The 16,035-nt window shown below is 43.0% G+C and carries 16 protein-coding genes; 12 read left to right on the top strand and 4 right to left on the bottom strand.

The window, feature by feature from the left end:
- Positions 1-167: 167 nt before the first annotated feature.
- Positions 168-884 (bottom strand): GntR family transcriptional regulator, encoded by a 717-nt coding sequence (locus NML76_RS08675; RefSeq protein ID WP_134974819.1) that lies wholly within the window; start codon positions 882-884, stop codon positions 168-170.
- Positions 885-1,016: 132 nt separating this feature from the next.
- Here NML76_RS08675 and NML76_RS08670 point away from each other — a divergent pair, with 132 nt between their 5' ends.
- The 7 genes from NML76_RS08670 (at position 1,017) to NML76_RS08640 (ending at position 7,817) form a co-directional block, all read left to right on the top strand.
- The gene (locus NML76_RS08670; protein WP_049490663.1) at positions 1,017-2,804 is read left to right on the top strand and encodes a beta-galactosidase family protein; all 1,788 of its coding nucleotides are present in this window, start codon (positions 1,017-1,019) and stop codon (positions 2,802-2,804) included.
- Entirely contained in the window at positions 2,801-3,277 is a 477-nt protein-coding gene (locus NML76_RS08665) for a PTS system mannose/fructose/N-acetylgalactosamine-transporter subunit IIB (protein ID WP_003009322.1), read from the top strand. The genes NML76_RS08670 and NML76_RS08665 overlap by 4 nt, the downstream gene beginning before the upstream one ends.
- 26 nt (positions 3,278-3,303) lie before the next feature.
- Positions 3,304-4,218: a PTS mannose/fructose/sorbose/N-acetylgalactosamine transporter subunit IIC gene (locus NML76_RS08660; RefSeq protein WP_003013827.1), complete on the top strand. Its 915-nt coding sequence runs from the start codon at positions 3,304-3,306 to the stop codon at positions 4,216-4,218.
- Positions 4,205-5,026 (top strand): PTS system mannose/fructose/sorbose family transporter subunit IID, encoded by an 822-nt coding sequence (locus NML76_RS08655; RefSeq protein ID WP_003002374.1) that lies wholly within the window; start codon positions 4,205-4,207, stop codon positions 5,024-5,026. The genes NML76_RS08660 and NML76_RS08655 overlap by 14 nt, the downstream gene beginning before the upstream one ends.
- An 11-nt stretch (positions 5,027-5,037) precedes the next feature.
- Positions 5,038-5,442 carry a PTS sugar transporter subunit IIA gene (locus NML76_RS08650; RefSeq protein WP_003002366.1) on the top strand — a complete coding sequence of 135 codons (405 nt, stop codon included), beginning with the start codon at positions 5,038-5,040 and terminating at the stop codon, positions 5,440-5,442.
- 83 nt (positions 5,443-5,525) lie between these two features.
- Positions 5,526-6,695, top strand: a complete 1,170-nt coding sequence (locus NML76_RS08645; protein WP_134974818.1) for an SIS domain-containing protein — start codon at positions 5,526-5,528, stop codon at positions 6,693-6,695.
- An 81-nt stretch (positions 6,696-6,776) separates the two neighbouring features.
- On the top strand, positions 6,777-7,817 hold the full coding sequence (locus NML76_RS08640; RefSeq protein ID WP_118228653.1) for an aldose epimerase family protein: 1,041 nt from the start codon (positions 6,777-6,779) through the stop codon (positions 7,815-7,817).
- A 544-nt stretch (positions 7,818-8,361) separates the two neighbouring features.
- On the opposite strand, the gene NML76_RS08635 is transcribed toward NML76_RS08640, so the two are convergent.
- The 3 genes from NML76_RS08635 to NML76_RS08625 all read right to left on the bottom strand — a co-directional run bounded on the left by NML76_RS08635 (position 8,362) and on the right by NML76_RS08625 (position 11,375).
- On the bottom strand, positions 8,362-9,669 hold the full coding sequence (locus NML76_RS08635) for a hypothetical protein (protein ID WP_195190035.1): 1,308 nt from the start codon (positions 9,667-9,669) through the stop codon (positions 8,362-8,364).
- A gap of 242 nt (positions 9,670-9,911) precedes the next feature.
- On the bottom strand, positions 9,912-10,637 hold the full coding sequence (locus NML76_RS08630; RefSeq protein ID WP_118228651.1) for a hypothetical protein: 726 nt from the start codon (positions 10,635-10,637) through the stop codon (positions 9,912-9,914).
- 15 nt (positions 10,638-10,652) lie between these two features.
- Positions 10,653-11,375 carry a hypothetical protein gene (locus NML76_RS08625; RefSeq protein ID WP_254733303.1) on the bottom strand — a complete coding sequence of 241 codons (723 nt, stop codon included), beginning with the start codon at positions 11,373-11,375 and terminating at the stop codon, positions 10,653-10,655.
- Positions 11,376-11,602: 227 nt separating this feature from the next.
- Here NML76_RS08625 and ruvB point away from each other — a divergent pair, with 227 nt between their 5' ends.
- From ruvB to NML76_RS08600, 5 genes are all read left to right on the top strand, one after another.
- Positions 11,603-12,601, top strand: coding sequence for a Holliday junction branch migration DNA helicase RuvB (gene ruvB / locus NML76_RS08620; RefSeq protein WP_134974817.1), 999 nt, complete (start codon positions 11,603-11,605; stop codon positions 12,599-12,601).
- Positions 12,602-12,607: 6 nt separating this feature from the next.
- Entirely contained in the window at positions 12,608-13,174 is a 567-nt protein-coding gene (locus tag NML76_RS08615) for a nucleotidyltransferase family protein (RefSeq protein ID WP_134974816.1), read from the top strand.
- A 173-nt stretch (positions 13,175-13,347) separates the two neighbouring features.
- Positions 13,348-13,773, top strand: coding sequence for a low molecular weight protein-tyrosine-phosphatase (locus NML76_RS08610; protein WP_134974815.1), 426 nt, complete (start codon positions 13,348-13,350; stop codon positions 13,771-13,773).
- 28 nt (positions 13,774-13,801) lie between these two features.
- A complete protein-coding gene (locus NML76_RS08605) occupies positions 13,802-14,206 on the top strand; it encodes a hypothetical protein (RefSeq protein WP_070586627.1) in 405 nt (134 codons plus the stop codon).
- The gene (locus NML76_RS08600) at positions 14,196-15,998 is read left to right on the top strand and encodes an acyltransferase family protein (protein WP_023920066.1); all 1,803 of its coding nucleotides are present in this window, start codon (positions 14,196-14,198) and stop codon (positions 15,996-15,998) included. The genes NML76_RS08605 and NML76_RS08600 overlap by 11 nt, the downstream gene beginning before the upstream one ends.
- Positions 15,999-16,035 lie beyond the last annotated feature (37 nt).

Genomic DNA, 16,035 nt, shown 5'->3' with positions numbered 1-16,035 from the left:
ACGAACTCTTTTTAACTAGTCGGAGTTCTTTCCCACTCCCTTTTTAAACTTTTTATAGTTAAACTATCACTAATTATATATATTTTTAAAGAGGTCTTTAGAAATCGTTTTCAACATGCTATACTGGATCTATAAAAAAGACCGAGATGTCTCAGTCTTTTTGGTTCTTAGTGATCGCGGTCACAGGAGATGAACTTGATCTTGTAGTAGTCACCGCGTTTATAGGTTTCCGTGTATTCAAGGATTTGGCCAGTCGCTTCTAGCTTGGTCGTCTTCACTTGTTTGACCGTTGGGAAATTTTCGTCGATGTTCAATACTTTAGCAACCTTGTTTGGTGTAGGAAAGACGATTTCGTTGACTTCTTCGAAGTGTTCATCATTCATATGAATGTGGTAGTCTTCTTTGAAGCGATCATAGATAGAGCTATAGTATTCCAAATTTGGATAGTTTGGATTGATGTATTGTTCAGGAATATAGGTTTGGTGGAAGATATAGGTATCATCCCCTGTCTGGCGAGTCCGTTCGATCTTATAGTAGAATTGCGTTGGGTTGAGGCCTAGTTTGTCTAGGATGCTTAAGGTATTTCCACGTTTAATAGAGAGAACTTTGACTTTGGCCTTTTGGATTGGGAAGGTTTCAACATCTGAAAATTCAACCAGTTTGTGTTTTCGAGCACGAGAAACAAAGGTTCCTTTTCCTTGCTGACGGACAATGTAGCCATCAGCAGCGAGGTCGTTCAAAGCACGGACAACGGTGATAGAGCTGACATCATAAATTTTAATGAGTTCAGCTTCAGTATAAAATTTATCTCCATTTTCAAATTTTCCGGAGATAATTTGCTGCTTCAATTCATCTTTGATGTGTTGGTACTTTGGAATTGCCATAGTGCTACCTCTCTTTAGATTTCTCTTATTTAACCCTATTTTAACATATTTTTTATAAAAGTGTTGACATTTTTTAAATAATTTATTATATTAATAAATGAAAAGGGTTACATATAAGAAAGGGGGGCGTTTATGGGAGTTTTTGAGATTCGCGATGCTTTCTATTTAAAAGATCAACCCTTCAAGATTTTATCCGGAGCGATCCATTATTTCCGAATTGACCCAGCAGACTGGTATCATTCCTTGTATAATCTAAAGGCTTTGGGTTTTAACACGGTTGAGACCTATGTCCCTTGGAATGCGCATGAACCCCGCAAAGGGCAGTTTGACTTTAGTGGTCGATTGGATCTAGAGCGTTTCATTCAAACAGCCCAGTCCCTAGGACTTTACATGATTGTAAGGCCGTCGCCCTTTATCTGTGCAGAGTGGGAATTTGGTGGATTACCAGCCTGGCTCTTGGAAGAAGACCTGCGAATCCGCTCATCAGACCCAGCCTTTATCGAAGCGGTGGATCGTTATTATGATCGCTTGCTTGGCTTGTTGACACCCTACCAAGTGGATCAAGGTGGTCCAATCCTCATGATGCAGGTGGAAAATGAGTACGGCTCTTATGGAGAAGATAAGGATTATCTGCGTGCCATTCGGGATTTGATGAAGGAAAAAGGCGTGACCTGTCCTCTCTTTACATCGGATGGGCCATGGCGAGCAACGCTAAGAACAGGAACCCTGATTGAAGAAGACCTCTTTGTGACGGGAAACTTCGGTTCCAAAGCAGCCTATAACTTTGGTCAGATGAAAGAATTCTTTGACGAATACGGCAAGAAATGGCCCTTGATGTGTATGGAATTCTGGGATGGCTGGTTTACCCGCTGGAAGGAACCCGTGATTCGAAGGGACCCAGAGGAGTTGGCAGAAGCTGTACATGAGGTCTTGGAGCTCGGCTCCATCAATCTCTATATGTTTCATGGCGGAACCAATTTCGGCTTCATGAATGGTTGCTCAGCTCGGGGTACGCTTGATTTGCCACAGGTGACATCCTATGACTATGGGGCTTTGCTCAATGAGCAGGGCAATCCGACGGAGAAGTATTATGCTATTCAAAAAATGATGGCGACCTATTATCCGGAATACCCACAGCAAGAACCACTCATCAAAGAGTGTTTGCCAGAGCAGACTTTACATTTGGCAACCAAGACTAGTCTTTTTGGGAATCTGGACAATTTGGCTCAAGTCAAAACCAGTCTCTATCCGGAAAAGATGGAAGGGTTAGGGCAAACCACAGGTTATCTGCTATATGAGACAGACCTTGAGTTGGATGCGGAAGAAGAAAAACTGCGCATCATTGATGGCCGGGATCGGGTACAGATTTACCTGGATGATCAACATGTAGCAACGCAATACCAAACAGAGATCGGTGAAGATCTTTTTATCAAAGGAAAAAAGAAAGCGGTTACGAATTTAAAAATCTTGCTTGAGAATATGGGACGTGTCAACTACGGCCACAAGCTCTTAGCTGATAGCCAGCACAAGGGCATTCGCACAGGTGTCTGTGTGGATTTGCATTTCCACCTTCATTGGAAGCAGTACCCACTGGATTTACAAGATCTCAGTCAGCTCGATTTTTCAAAGGAATGGCAGACAGGTGCTCCAGCCTTTTACCGATATGATTTTCAGCTGGACCACACCCTTGACACTTATCTGGATATGACAGGATTTGGGAAAGGGGTCGTCTTTGTCAACGGCCATAACCTTGGTCGCTTCTGGGAGGTCGGACCGACCACTTCACTTTACGTGCCTCATGGCTTCCTCAAAGAAGGAGCCAATAGCCTGATCGTCTTTGAGACAGAAGGGCGGTACCAAGAGACACTTCAACTTGTTCAACAACCTACATTCAAAGAAGTAAAGGGGGAAAACTTATGACTATTGTAGGATGCCGTATCGATGGACGTTTGATCCACGGGCAGGTAGCCAATCTTTGGACTACCAAACTAAATGTTTCACGTATCATGGTGATCGATGATGAAGTCGCTCAAAATGATATTGAAAAAAGTGGCTTGAAACTAGCGACACCACCTGGTGTTAAGCTCAGTATCTTGCCAGTCGCAAAGGCTGCGGAAAATATCTTGGCTGGAAAATATGATAGCCAACGACTCTTTATCGTAGCTCGCAAACCTGATCGTTTCCTTCGTTTGATCGAAGCAGGTGTTCAGCTTGAAACGCTGAATGTCGGCAATATGTCTCAATCTGATGAGACACGTGCGATTACCCGCTCGATCAATGTGGTGGACGCGGACGTGGAAGACTTCAACAAGATCCACGAAAAAGGTGTAAAGATTACGTCTCAGATGGTGCCAAACGACACTGCAGAAGACTTTATGAAGTTATTAAAGTAAAAGAAAATTTTTAGGAGGAAATTGTCATGATACAATGGTGGCAAATTTTACTACTTACTTTGTACTCAGCTTATCAAATCTGTGATGAGTTGACGATTGTTTCATCAGCAGGCTCACCAGTCTTTGCTGGTTTCATTACAGGACTTGTTATGGGGGATTTAGGAACAGGTCTCTTTATCGGAGCGTCTCTCCAATTGACAGTGCTCGGTGTAGGTACTTTCGGTGGAGCTTCTCGTATTGACGCCACTTCTGGTGCCGTTCTTGCAACTGCCTTTTCAGTAGCGCAAGGTATTAAACCAGAAATTGCGATTTCAACTATTGCCGTTCCCGTAGCTGCTCTCTTGACCTATGCAGATATCCTTGGCCGTATGAGTACTACTGCCTTTGCACACCGTATTGATGCGGCGATCGAACGCTTTGATTATAAAGGAATTGAACGCAACTACCTTCTTGGTGCTGTTCCTTGGGCTCTCTCTCGTGCCCTTCCAGTCTTCTTGGCTCTTGCCTTTGGTGGTGCTTTTGTCCAATCTGTTGTTGACTTTGTTGCAAAATATCAATGGTTCGCAAACGGCTTGACTCTTGCAGGACGTATGCTTCCTGGTCTTGGATTTGCGATCTTGCTTCACTACTTGCCTGTGAAACGTCACCTTCACTATCTTGCCCTTGGTTTTGGCTTGACAGCGATGTTGACAGTGCTTTACAGCAATGTTCAAAGTGTTGGTGCTGCAATTTCTGCTATGCTTGGAACAGATGCGTTTGCAAAACTTCCAAAAGAACAAATGGTTGCCTTCACAAACAACTTCAAATCTGTATCTATGATCGGGGTTGCCATCATCGGTATCTTCCTTGCAGTGCAACACTTTAAAAACAGCCAACGTACAGTTGTAGCTGCTCCAGCAAGCAATGTAGAAAGCGGGGAAATTGAAGATGACGAATTCTAATAACTACAAACTCACTAAAGAGGATTTTAAACAAATCAACAAACGTAGCCTCTTCACCTTCCAATTAGGTTGGAACTACGAACGGATGCAGGCTTCTGGTTACCTTTACATGCTTCTTCCACAATTGCGGAAAATGTATGGAGATGGCACACCTGAATTGAAAGAAATGATGAAATTGCATACGCAATTCTTCAATACTTCTCCATTCTTCCACACCATTATCACTGGTTTTGATTTGGCTTTGGAAGAAAAAGATGGTGTCAACTCTAAAGATGCGGTTAACGGGATCAAGACAGGTCTCATGGGACCATTTGCCCCTCTTGGAGACTCTATCTTTGGATCTTTGGTTCCAGCTATTATGGGATCTATTGCAGCAACCATCGCGTCACAAGGTCAACCATGGGGTATCTTCCTTTGGATTGCTGTGGCAGTTGCTTATGATATCTTCCGTTGGAAACAGTTGGAATTCGCTTATAAAGAAGGTACCAACTTAATCAACAACATGCAAAGTACCTTGACAGCTTTGATCGAAGCAGCTTCTGTACTTGGTATCTTCATGGTCGGTGCCTTGATTGCAACGATGATCAATGTGGATGTAACCTGGATGCCACACATCGGGGACAAAGCCATCGATATCCAAGACATGCTCAATTTGATCTTCCCACGCTTGGTTCCAGCTATTATCACAGGTGTGATTTACTGGTTGCTTGGACGTAAAGGAATGAACTCAACTAAAGCTATCTTGTTGATTATCGTCGCAGCGATTGCCTTCTCTGCCTTTGGTCATTTCTGCTTCGGCATGCAGTAATGGAGTAGGGTATGGCAAAAGAGTTAGTACTGGTCAGCCATGGTCGCTTTTGTGAAGAGCTCAAAGCGAGCACAGAGATGATTATGGGGCCACAAGAATCCATCCATACGGTTGCACTCTTACCAGAAGAAGGGCCAGAAGACTTTACCGCTAAATTTGAAGCAACCGTCCAAGGTCTAGAAGACTATATTGTATTTGCCGATCTCTTGGGAGGAACTCCTTGCAACACCGTGAGCCGCTTGATCCTTGAAGGACGTGCGATTGACTTATACGCAGGGATGAATCTTCCGATGGTCATCGAGTTCATCAATAGTAGCCTGACTGGTAATGAAGGGGACTACCCTGAACGTGCAAAAGAAAGTATTGTCAAGGTCAATGACCTCTTGTCAAACCTTGATGATGATGAAGATGAGTAGGTTGGTATGGGAGTCTGGGAGCATCATCTCAGGCTCCTTTCCCATTTATCAACGTTAGATTGTAGAAAGGAACAACAGTTTCTATGTTAGACTATACAAAAGAAGACTTGCAGGAGCTAGGAGCAGAGATCACCACTCGTGAGATCTACCAACAACCAAGTGTTTGGAAAGAAACAGCTCGCTTGTACCAAGAAAGAAAAGCGGAAATAAAAGCTTTCTTAGAAAAAATTGGGCAAGAGCATGACTATATCAAGGTCATCTTGACAGGGGCTGGGACCTCGGCTTATGTGGGAGATACCTTGGTTCCTTACTTGCAGGAAGTGCACGATGAACGCCACTGGAATTTCCAATCCATTGCGACGACGGATATCGTGGCGCATCCACAAACCTATTTGAAAAAAGAGGTTCCGACGGTTTTAGTATCCTTTGCCCGGAGTGGCAATTCGCCAGAAAGTGTTGCAACTGTGCAGTTGGCCCAAGATCTGGTTGATGAACTCTATCAGATCACCATTACCTGTGCCGAAGAAGGAAAACTGGCTTTGCAGGCGCATGGGGATGAGCGCAATCTCTTGCTTCTCCAACCTAAAGAAACCAATGATGCCGGCTTTGCGATGACCTCTAGCTTTACCTCCATGCTCTTGACAGCTCTCTTGGTCTTTGATCCAAGCGAGGAAGAGATCAAGGAAAAACGAGTAGAAGAGCTGGTTCATCTATCTGAGCAAATCTTGGAGAAGGACCGTGCGGTCAAAGAAGTGGTCGATCTAGACTTCGAGCGCGTGATCTATCTGGGGGCAGGACCTTTCTTTGGCCTAGCCCATGAAGCCCAGCTCAAGATTTTGGAATTAACAGCAGGCAAAATCGCAACCATGTATGAGAGTCCTGTCGGATTCCGTCACGGTCCGAAATCCCTCATCAATGACCAGACCCTCGTCTTGGTCTTTGGATCCATTGATCCATACACACGTCAGTATGATCTGGACTTGGTTCGAGAAGTTGCAGGGGATCAAATTGCCCGTCAAGTTGTCCTCTTGACCGATCAAGCTGCAGGGATTGAGCATGTACGGGAAGTGTTGGTGAAAGCATCAGCAGACTCTCTAGATATCTACCGTGCCTTCCCATACATTATCTATGGTCAATTGATTTCTCTCTTGACTTCGCTCAAGGTGCAAAATCGCCCAGACACACCTTCACCAACTGGTACCGTCAATCGGGTTGTTCAAGGGGTGATCATTCATCCATTTCATAAAGAATAGCCACTAATTTTCTATAAAAAGTGGAGTGTTTCTTCTTGTGAAACTGATACAATGGAGAAAAACAGTGAGAGGAGAAGGTTTGTGAAACAGTATCAAGAAAGCGTGTTTGGGGAATGGCAGAATCAAGAGGTTCGGGCTTATCGCCTCGAAAATGATAAGGGCTACCAATTATCTGTCATGACCTATGGGGCGACGATCTTAGAATATGTGACGCCTGATAAAGAAGACCAGTTTACCAATATCATCTTAGGTTTTGATCGTTTTGAGGATTATGTGGACAATAGCCCTAAATATGGGGCTAGTATTGGCCCGGTAGCAGGTCGGATTGCAGGGGCAAGCTTTGAACTCAATGGTCAAACCTACCACTTGGAAGCCAATAACGGTGCCAACTGCAACCACAGTGGACCGACGGGTTGGGACAGCGCCTTGTTTAGCGTGGAATCCGTGACAGACCAAGAAATCACCCTGTACACAGAGCGTGCAGATGGTACCGGCGGTTTCCCTGGAAATCTCAAGATCTGGGTAACCTATGGTTTGACTGAAGCAGGTGAGCTCGAGATTGCTTATCGGGTAGAAACGGATCAAGATACTCTAGTTAACCCGACCAACCACAGCTATTTCAACCTATCTGGGGACTTCACCCAACCGATCAATGACCATGTCTTTCAGATCAACCATCAAGGGCTTTACCCTATCCATCCAGACGGTGTTCCTCTTCAGACCGTGGATAGAGAAAGTCCGGTTGTTCAGCATCTCTACCAAGCTATGCTCTTGGAGGATCTTTTTAAGGACTCTGATCCGCAAATCCGCCTGGTAGAAGGATTAGACCATCCATTTGCTCTTCCAGAAGGGCATGAAAATGCTGGCTTTCTTTACCATCAGCCATCTGGACGTTTCTTGACCTTCAAGTCAGAAGCCCCAGCCTTGGTGGTGTATTCAGCCAATTTCGTAGACGAGACTGTTCATCTGCAAGGCCAACCAATGGTTCAGCACAATGGCTTGGCTCTAGAATTCCAAACAGTGCCAGATGCCATTCATAGCGACCAGGCAGAAAAGGTCATCTTGAGAGCAGGTCAAGTCTTCACCAGCAAGACTAGCTACCATGCCATCGCTAAGAAATAAGAAGGAAAGGGGAGTGGCCAAACAAGGATGTGAAATCCTTGCTTGAGACCTCCTCTTTTTCTCAAAAAAAATTTTTTAGAAAAACTATAAGGAAATTTTAAGCTTCCTATCGTATACTAATACCATCATCAAAGACCTCCTAACTTTGAATGATAAAACTCCTAAAACTTTTTCATAATAATCTCCCTATAAGAGCCACCAAAGCCGGTGGCTTTTTTCTGGGAGTGAGACAGAACAATTTTTTAAAATTGTTCGTTGTCTCACCCCCGCACAGTTGATTAGGTAATCTTTGGAGCTATAAGAGCGAACAAAGATACCAATCAACCACTGCGTTATGTAATTATTACTAAACCTATTTCATCTAACCAAGCCTGATAGGGACGTAGACGAGCTTAGGTACATTGATGCAGTTTGAGCGGAGCGAAAACTACGTTCCTTCCTAACCGAACCAAAGGTACCGAAGTATTTTAATAGAGCGTAAGCTCTTTATTTTTTTGCACACAAAAAAGCCCCCTTGAGAAATTCTCAAGGGGTAGTGGAATGACTAATCGCTCGTTGTGTCAGACACTTTTTTGAATTTTGCTGAAATAATCGTATTTAGATTATTATGTCCATCGCGTTGCTCAATCGTCAACGTTAAAATATCTCCATCAATAGAGTATTTATACGTAGTTTCTTTAGCGACAGGTCCAATGGACATGGTTGCAAGTTGCACAATATTGATAGCTTCTGGGAAGATAATCGTTTGGTTTGCTGTATCTAATTTACCGTTCTTCAATACAGAATGAATTTTAGCATTACCTCTATCAAATTCATAAGTTGTATTGGGCAAGTCTTTAGCGCCATCCTGTAGATTGACTGATAATTTATTAAATTGATTTTTAATATATTCTTCTTTCGTTTGAGTCACTTTAGATGCATCTTTTTGTTTTAAGTAATCGTAGAACCTTCCAAAACCATCTGCTAGAGATACAGTATAGTCGAATTCAACAGATGTACCTGTAATGTTCAACGTTGGTTTTAAATCTTTCCATGCCTCAGGATAGATAAGCTTGATAGCCGAATCATCATTGTCAAAATCTTTAAAGGCTAAGCTACGTTCAAGAGCTGGTCGGAAGTCGATGGCTTGCCATTTTCCTTCAATTGGAACAGGGTCTTTTTGAGTAGTGCTTCCTTTACGTTTGAAGTGTAGTTCATAGTGAACTGGAAGATTATTTTTCTTCGCTTTTCCATCAATCGTGACATAAAGCATGTCGTCTTTTAATTTGTAGTGATATGTGTTTGGCGAAACGCGATTTTCACCGAATGAGAAGAAGAATGAGTTTGCTACTGAAAGTCCTTCATCAAAGGTCATTGTTTTGGCACCTTGATCAATAGAACCCGTTGCTTCGTAGCTAAACACGCCAGTATCTTTATTCATGCTGACTTTGTATTTCTTAAAGTCGCCTGCAAATCCTTCATGAGAGTCATACATGATTTTTTTGAATTCTTCTTCAGTCTTGCCTCTAGCTTCTGTTGTGACAGTGGAGAAAGCTTTAATAAAGTTATCAATGTTATAGTCGTATTTAATGGTTGCCGTATTGTTTTCAATCTTCATGTCCATTTTGAAGTCTTTAACAGATTCAAGCAAGTGTGCAAAGTGGATTCCATGGAGGGTATAGGCACCGATGGATTCCGTTAAAGCATCGAGAGTATCGACTAATTCCCATTCGCCATCAATCGTTTCGACTTTTGCTGTTTCTGTTTTAGCAGCCTTTTTAGAGCCACTTTGTTTTTGAGAACAAGAAGCTAGTAGGAAGACTGAGAGCAGAGCAACGAATGCTAAAAATAATTTTTTATAACGTCTAATCATCGCTAGACCTCCTTAAAATAGATGATTGTATTACGCTTATATTATACGTGCAACATAATTGTTTTGCAAGGGCTTTCAAACGAATCACAATTTTGTTTTGTAACTTGACCGATTATTCAACATAAGAAACGGAAAAATTGTATGTAGCAGAGTACCCAATAGATGAGATTCTCAAGGCTTCCTAAATTATTTTGTTTGCACGCAAAAGCCCCTTGAGAAATTCTCAAGGGGCGGTGAGCTATTTAATTAGTTTTAGGATCTGAAACTTTCTTGAATTTCATTGGATAAACGAGATGTGCTCCTGTTTCTTCGAATGTTTTTTCAGCGTAAATTGTAAGGATGTCACCATTCAATTCGTAGTGATAAGTAATTGGTACGTCTGTAGAATTAATATAAAGAGGTAGAACTCCAAAGATGTTTGGGACTTCAGGGAATACGATCGTTTTTGCATTCTCGTTTAAAACTCCATCTTTTAACGTTGCAGTTAACACTTTTGTATCGTTATCAAACGTTCCAGTTTGATGTTTAAAACTTCCAAATTTCTTTTCTCTTACGCCTAGAAGGATGGCAGTAGCTTCTTCTTTTGTAGGATATTCATCTTTATTCTGTTCAGCATAAAAATCAATATACTTATTCATATCAGCACTATAAGAATAAGTTACATCTGTTCCTGTGATTTTTAGAGTCGGAACGATATCTTGGAAGGCTTCAGTAACCTTTAATCGACTATTAGCATCACCATAATAAATTAAGAAAGTACGTTCCACTGTATCTCTAAAATCTACAGCTTTCCAGTCCCCTTCGAGTGAGACTGGGGTCGGTGCTACTGTGGTAGTTTCTGCAACTGTTGTAGTCTCAGCGGTTGTTTGTTGTTTCTGTTGCTGTTGTTTCTGTTGCCCACATCCTGATACCAATAGAAGAGCAAGAAGGGAAAACATCCATAGGGAACTTTTTTTCATATTGTTCATGATTGATCACTCCTTCTAATGATTGTCTTCTACGTAATTGAAACGAAGACGTATTACTCTAAAATGACTTTGTTCATCTTTACCTTCAGCATAAAGTGTTAGTTGGTTACCTTCAACGGTGTAAGTATAAGTAATTGGTACAAGTGAATTATACGTGGTTCCCATAACAATTCTACTTAAAAATGTAGGTGTTTCAGGGAACGTAATAGTATGTTTCTGTGTATCGATTTCTCCAGTTAGAGAGTAATCATAGGCATAATTAGGTTCGTCAAGAGTAATCTTTGTATGTTTCAAATTTGGAATATAATTCTTAAATTCAGCAGTTTTATTTTTTAAATACGATTCATAATTTGCTTTGTTCTCTCCTGTTGCAAATGCTTGATCCTCATACAGTTCTCTGTAATCAAAATGGTACTTCAATTCAACGGTTTTATCTTTAATGGTCATCGTCATCTTAACCTTATCGAAGTCATCAAGCATTAGTACAGCGGCAAGTTTTTTGATATTAGAAGCTAGGAATACTTTTTGAATGGTCATTTGTTGGTCAGTCCATTTCCAAGTTCCTTGTTGATCCTTTGTAAGATCTTGTGGTGCTTTTATTGTTTGAGGAGATTTATCTGTTTGAGAAGACTTATTTGTTTTAGAAGACTGCGATGGAGAAGACTGACATCCCGCAATAAGGAGCACTGCAAAGAATGCCAAGAAACCGAAAAGGATCTTCTTTGTTTTAGTAAACATAAATTTACCTCCTAAACGTTGTTGCTTTAATTTTATCATTAAAGGAAATAATTATAAAGTGAAATGGTGAGCGATAGATGAAGAAGGGACTGTATAATAAAAAGAAAGGTTGGCGATGAGGGCAACTGTTCAACTTATTCTAACGAACGCTAGTGAGAACCAGGATCTTTAAAAAACACATTCTATTTATGGTACCGAAGGTATCATTTTTTGCTATAATAGACTGTATGAGTAGAATTTTAGACAATGAAATCATGGGCGATGAAGAGGCCGTTGAACGGACGTTGCGCCCGCAATATTTACATGAATATATCGGTCAAGATAAGGTCAAGGACCAGCTGAAAATCTTTATCGAGGCAGCTAAGCTTCGGGATGAAGCGCTGGATCATGTCCTTCTTTTTGGCCCTCCGGGACTGGGGAAAACCACCATGGCCTTTGTCATTGCCAATGAACTGGGTGTCAATCTCAAGCAGACTTCTGGTCCTGTCATTGAAAAGGCTGGTGACTTGGTAGCTATCCTCAATGATCTAGAGCCGGGCGATGTCCTCTTTATCGATGAAATCCACCGTCTGCCTATGTCAGTCGAAGAAGTGCTTTACAGCGCCATGGAAGATTTTTACATCGATATCATGATTGGTGCTGGCGAGACCAGCCGGAGTGTTCATCTGGATCTTCCTCCCTTCACTCTGATTGGGGCGACGACTCGAGCTGGTATGCTGTCCAATCCCTTGCGCGCTCGTTTTGGAATTACGGGGCACATGGAATACTATGAGCAAGATGATCTGACAGAGATTGTCGAGCGGACCGCCGAAATCTTTGAGATGGAGATTACCCACGAAGCTGCCGAAGAGCTTTCTCTTCGTAGTCGGGGGACTCCTCGGATTGCCAACCGTTTGCTTAAACGGGTGCGCGATTTTGCTCAGATTATGGGCGATGGCTTGATTGATAACACCATTACGGACAAGGCCCTCTCTATGCTAGATGTGGACCATGAAGGGCTGGACTATGTCGATCAAAAGATCCTGCGCACCATGATTGAGATGTATGGCGGTGGCCCGGTTGGTCTTGGGACCCTATCGGTCAATATTGCCGAAGAGCGCGAGACCGTAGAAGATATGTATGAGCCTTACTTGATTCAGAAAGGTTTTATCATGCGGACCCGGACAGGGCGCGTGGCGACCCGCAAGGCCTATGAACACCTGGGTTATCCCTACAATGGAGATTAGAAGAAGATGCTGACGGAAAAAGCGATCGTAGAACAGATCCAAGCGGATCAGGAGATGATGAAAGTCTTGGCCATTATTCGAGATCTCAACTTGGCAGATGCCTGGTTAGTGGCGGGCGCGGTGCGAAATTTCATCTGGAACCGGCTCTCTGGAAAACCAGGGTTTGATGCGACAACCGATATGGATCTGGTCTTTTATGACCCTGCGATCAGCTATGAGGAGACTCTGCAGATCGAGCAGGAATTAAAGAAGACCTATCCCCAGTACGCTTGGGAAGTGAAGAATCAAGTCTACATGCACCAGCATAGTCCGGGGACGGCTCCTTATCGCAGTGCCTGTGATGCGGTTTCCAAATACCCCGAGCAGTGTACGGCACTTGCAGTTCGCTTAAGAAAAGATGGTCAGCTAGAGCTCTTTCTCCCTTATGGGACAAAGGATATCGAAGACTTCATCGTTCAGCCAACTCCGCATTTTTTAGCCAGCCCAGAGCGTTTAGCGGTTTATACAGAGCGGATGAAAAAGAAGGATTGGCAGAGTAAATGGCCTCCATTAGAGGTTCGTTTTCCAAAATAGAGAAACAGATCAGATTTGAAAAAGGAATCTGATTTTTCTTTAAAATGATGGAGTCCCTTTGTCATCTTTCTGTCACATTTTTGTTATAATGGTAATAGTATGCTGGTTTTCCATAGTGGAAAGCCAAGAGCTCAGCTAGGTTGGGCAGTCCGAACAAGGAGTTAGGTGGAATCATGAAAAAAATCGTCTTTGTCTGCTTAGGAAATATTTGTCGGAGCCCCATGGCGGAGTTTGTCATGAAGGACTTGACGGATCAGTATGAGATTGAAAGTCGGGCCACCTCGAGCTGGGAACATGGCAATCCCATCCATCAGGGAACCCGGAAAATCTTTCAACAACACCAGGTCCCATATGATCCAGCTAAGACGTCCTTACAGATCAAGGAAGAGGATTTTTACAACTTTGATTTGATCCTAGGGATGGACGAAAACAATGTAGCAGATCTGAAGCAAATGGCTCCTGCAGGAACAGAACACAAGATTCATCTTTTTGCTGCTGAAAGTGTGCCAGATCCGTGGTATACCGGTGATTTTGAAGAGACCTATTCCAGAGTCCTGAGCGGCTGTAAGGCTTGGTTAGATCAGTTAGCAACTTTTTAAGAGTTTGATATGTGAGAGAATACAGAATATGAAAGAATTTTATGAGACCTATAAGGTCTATCTGACGCGAAAAAATTTAGAAATAGCAGCATTAGTCGTGATTATTCTATCTGCTTTGCTGGTTTTCCTTTCAGCCATTCCAGGTCAGGGCGTCTTGACCTTGGACAAGGGGGCGATCCGTTACGACGGAAGTTTGGTCCGTGGCAAGATGAATGGCAAGGGAACCGTCACCTTTAAAAATGGGGATACCTATACAGGTAACCTCGTCAACGGCTCTTTTAGTGGCTATGGTAAGTTTAAGTCCAAGGATGGCTGGACCTATGAAGGGCAGTTTGTTAATGGCCAGCCGGAGGGCAAAGGCACCTTAACCACAGAAGCCAACGTCGTATACAAAGGAACATTCAAGCAGGGGATTTATCAAAATGCGCATTAAATGGTTTTCACTAGTCCGTGTTACAGGACTCTTATTGGTATTGCTTTACCATTTCTTCCAAAAAGCCTTTCCTGGAGGCTTTATTGGGGTAGATATTTTCTTCACCTTCTCAGGATTTTTGATTACAGCGCTCTTGATCGATGAATTTGCGCGCAAGCAAGGAATCGACTACCTGGCATTCTTGAAACGGCGCTTTTACCGGATCGTACCACCCCTTGTCTTTATGGTCTTGGTCGTGATGCCCTTTACCTTTATGGTCCAACGGGACTACGTGGCTGGTATTGGGACTCAGATTGCGGCGGTCTTCGGTTTTGTGACCAATTTCTTTGAGATGGCAACGGGTGGTAGTTACGAAAGTAACTTCATTCCACATCTCTTCCTTCATACCTGGAGTTTGGCTCTAGAAGTGCATTACTATGTGCTCTGGGCACTTTTGGCATGGTTCTTGGCTAAGCGGGCTAAGACAGTTGGGAAATACCGAGGCATGCTCTTCCTGGCGTCCAGCGGACTCTTTCTCTTCACCTTCTTGTCTATGTTCATCCGCGCCTTTCTGACAGCTAATTTCTCCACTATCTATTTTTCTAGCTTCACTCACATCTTCCCCTTCTTTGCGGGATCATGTCTAGCAACGGTAACAGGGATTGCTAATGTCAGCCCGAACTTTACAAAGTTGGTGCAGTCTTGGAGCATGAAAAAGACCTTATCGGTCTTGGGTGGAAGCTTTGCCTTCTTGTTTGTGCTCAGTCTTTTCTTGCCATTTGATAGCTTGTGGACCTATCTGTTTGGCTTTTTAGCAGCGACAATCGCAGCTTGTGCCATGATTCTGTCGGCCCGCATTCTCCATGAAAAGACGCCAGATAAAAAAGAACCAGCCATTCTCAATTTCTTGGCAGATACTAGTTATGGTGTCTATCTTTTCCACTGGCCTTTCTTTATCATCTTCTCTCAACATTTGGGAAATATGATGGCAGCCCTTGTGACGACGATCGTTTCCTTGATTCTAACGGCTCTGTCCTTCTATATTTTGGAGCCAACTATTGCAGGCAAGGAACCTCGTGTCTTCGGCATGAAGATGGATCTCAGTTTTTTGACCAAGCCGATCTTTTACCTCATGATTCCTCTGGCTCTCTTGATGATTGGAATCTCCGCCTTTGCACCAACCGTTGGAGCTTTTGATGAGAGTTTGGTAGTGAGTGGGCTCAATCAAGCAGACAGCAAAATGCAGGTCACACGGACGCAAGTGGATAATGCGACGGCAACAGACTATAACGTCTCAAATGGTGTGACCATGATCGGTGATTCCGTTAACTTGCGAGCGCAGGACTACCTGACTAAAGCCATCCCTGGCATCCAGATCGATGCAGTGGTGAGCCGTCAGTTGGAAAATGGAATGAAGGTCTTTGAGACCGATATCTCCAATAAAGTTCTCCTAAAAAATGTGGTCATTGCCCTAGGAACCAATACTGTAAGCAACTACAAAGAATTGCTGGATCAGTATGTTGAGAAACTTCCAAAAGGCCGTCGCTTGATCCTTGTGACACCATATGATGGGCGCTATGCCAACGATCAGTCCAGTGAATCGGTTCAAACGCGTCTTTATGAGTTGGAACTAGCTAAGAAATACGACTTTATCACGATTGCGGACTGGTACCAAGTAGCAATTGAAAATCCAAACATTTGGGTGGGAACAGACTCTGTTCACTTCAATATGGAAACCAATGGTGGGGAACTCTATGCTCAAACAGTCAAAGAAGCCCTTGATAAGGCCGAAAAAGGTCCGGTCAAGAAGTAACAATGCTTCTCTGAAACTGAAACAAAACAAATCCTAA

This window comes from Streptococcus sp. CF8_Ac1-9 (genome assembly GCF_024295565.1).
In the GTDB taxonomy this organism is placed as follows: domain Bacteria; phylum Bacillota; class Bacilli; order Lactobacillales; family Streptococcaceae; genus Streptococcus; species Streptococcus parasanguinis_X.
The sequence above is the reverse complement of the archived record's forward strand: the minus strand, read 5'-3'. Positions and strand labels throughout refer to the sequence as shown.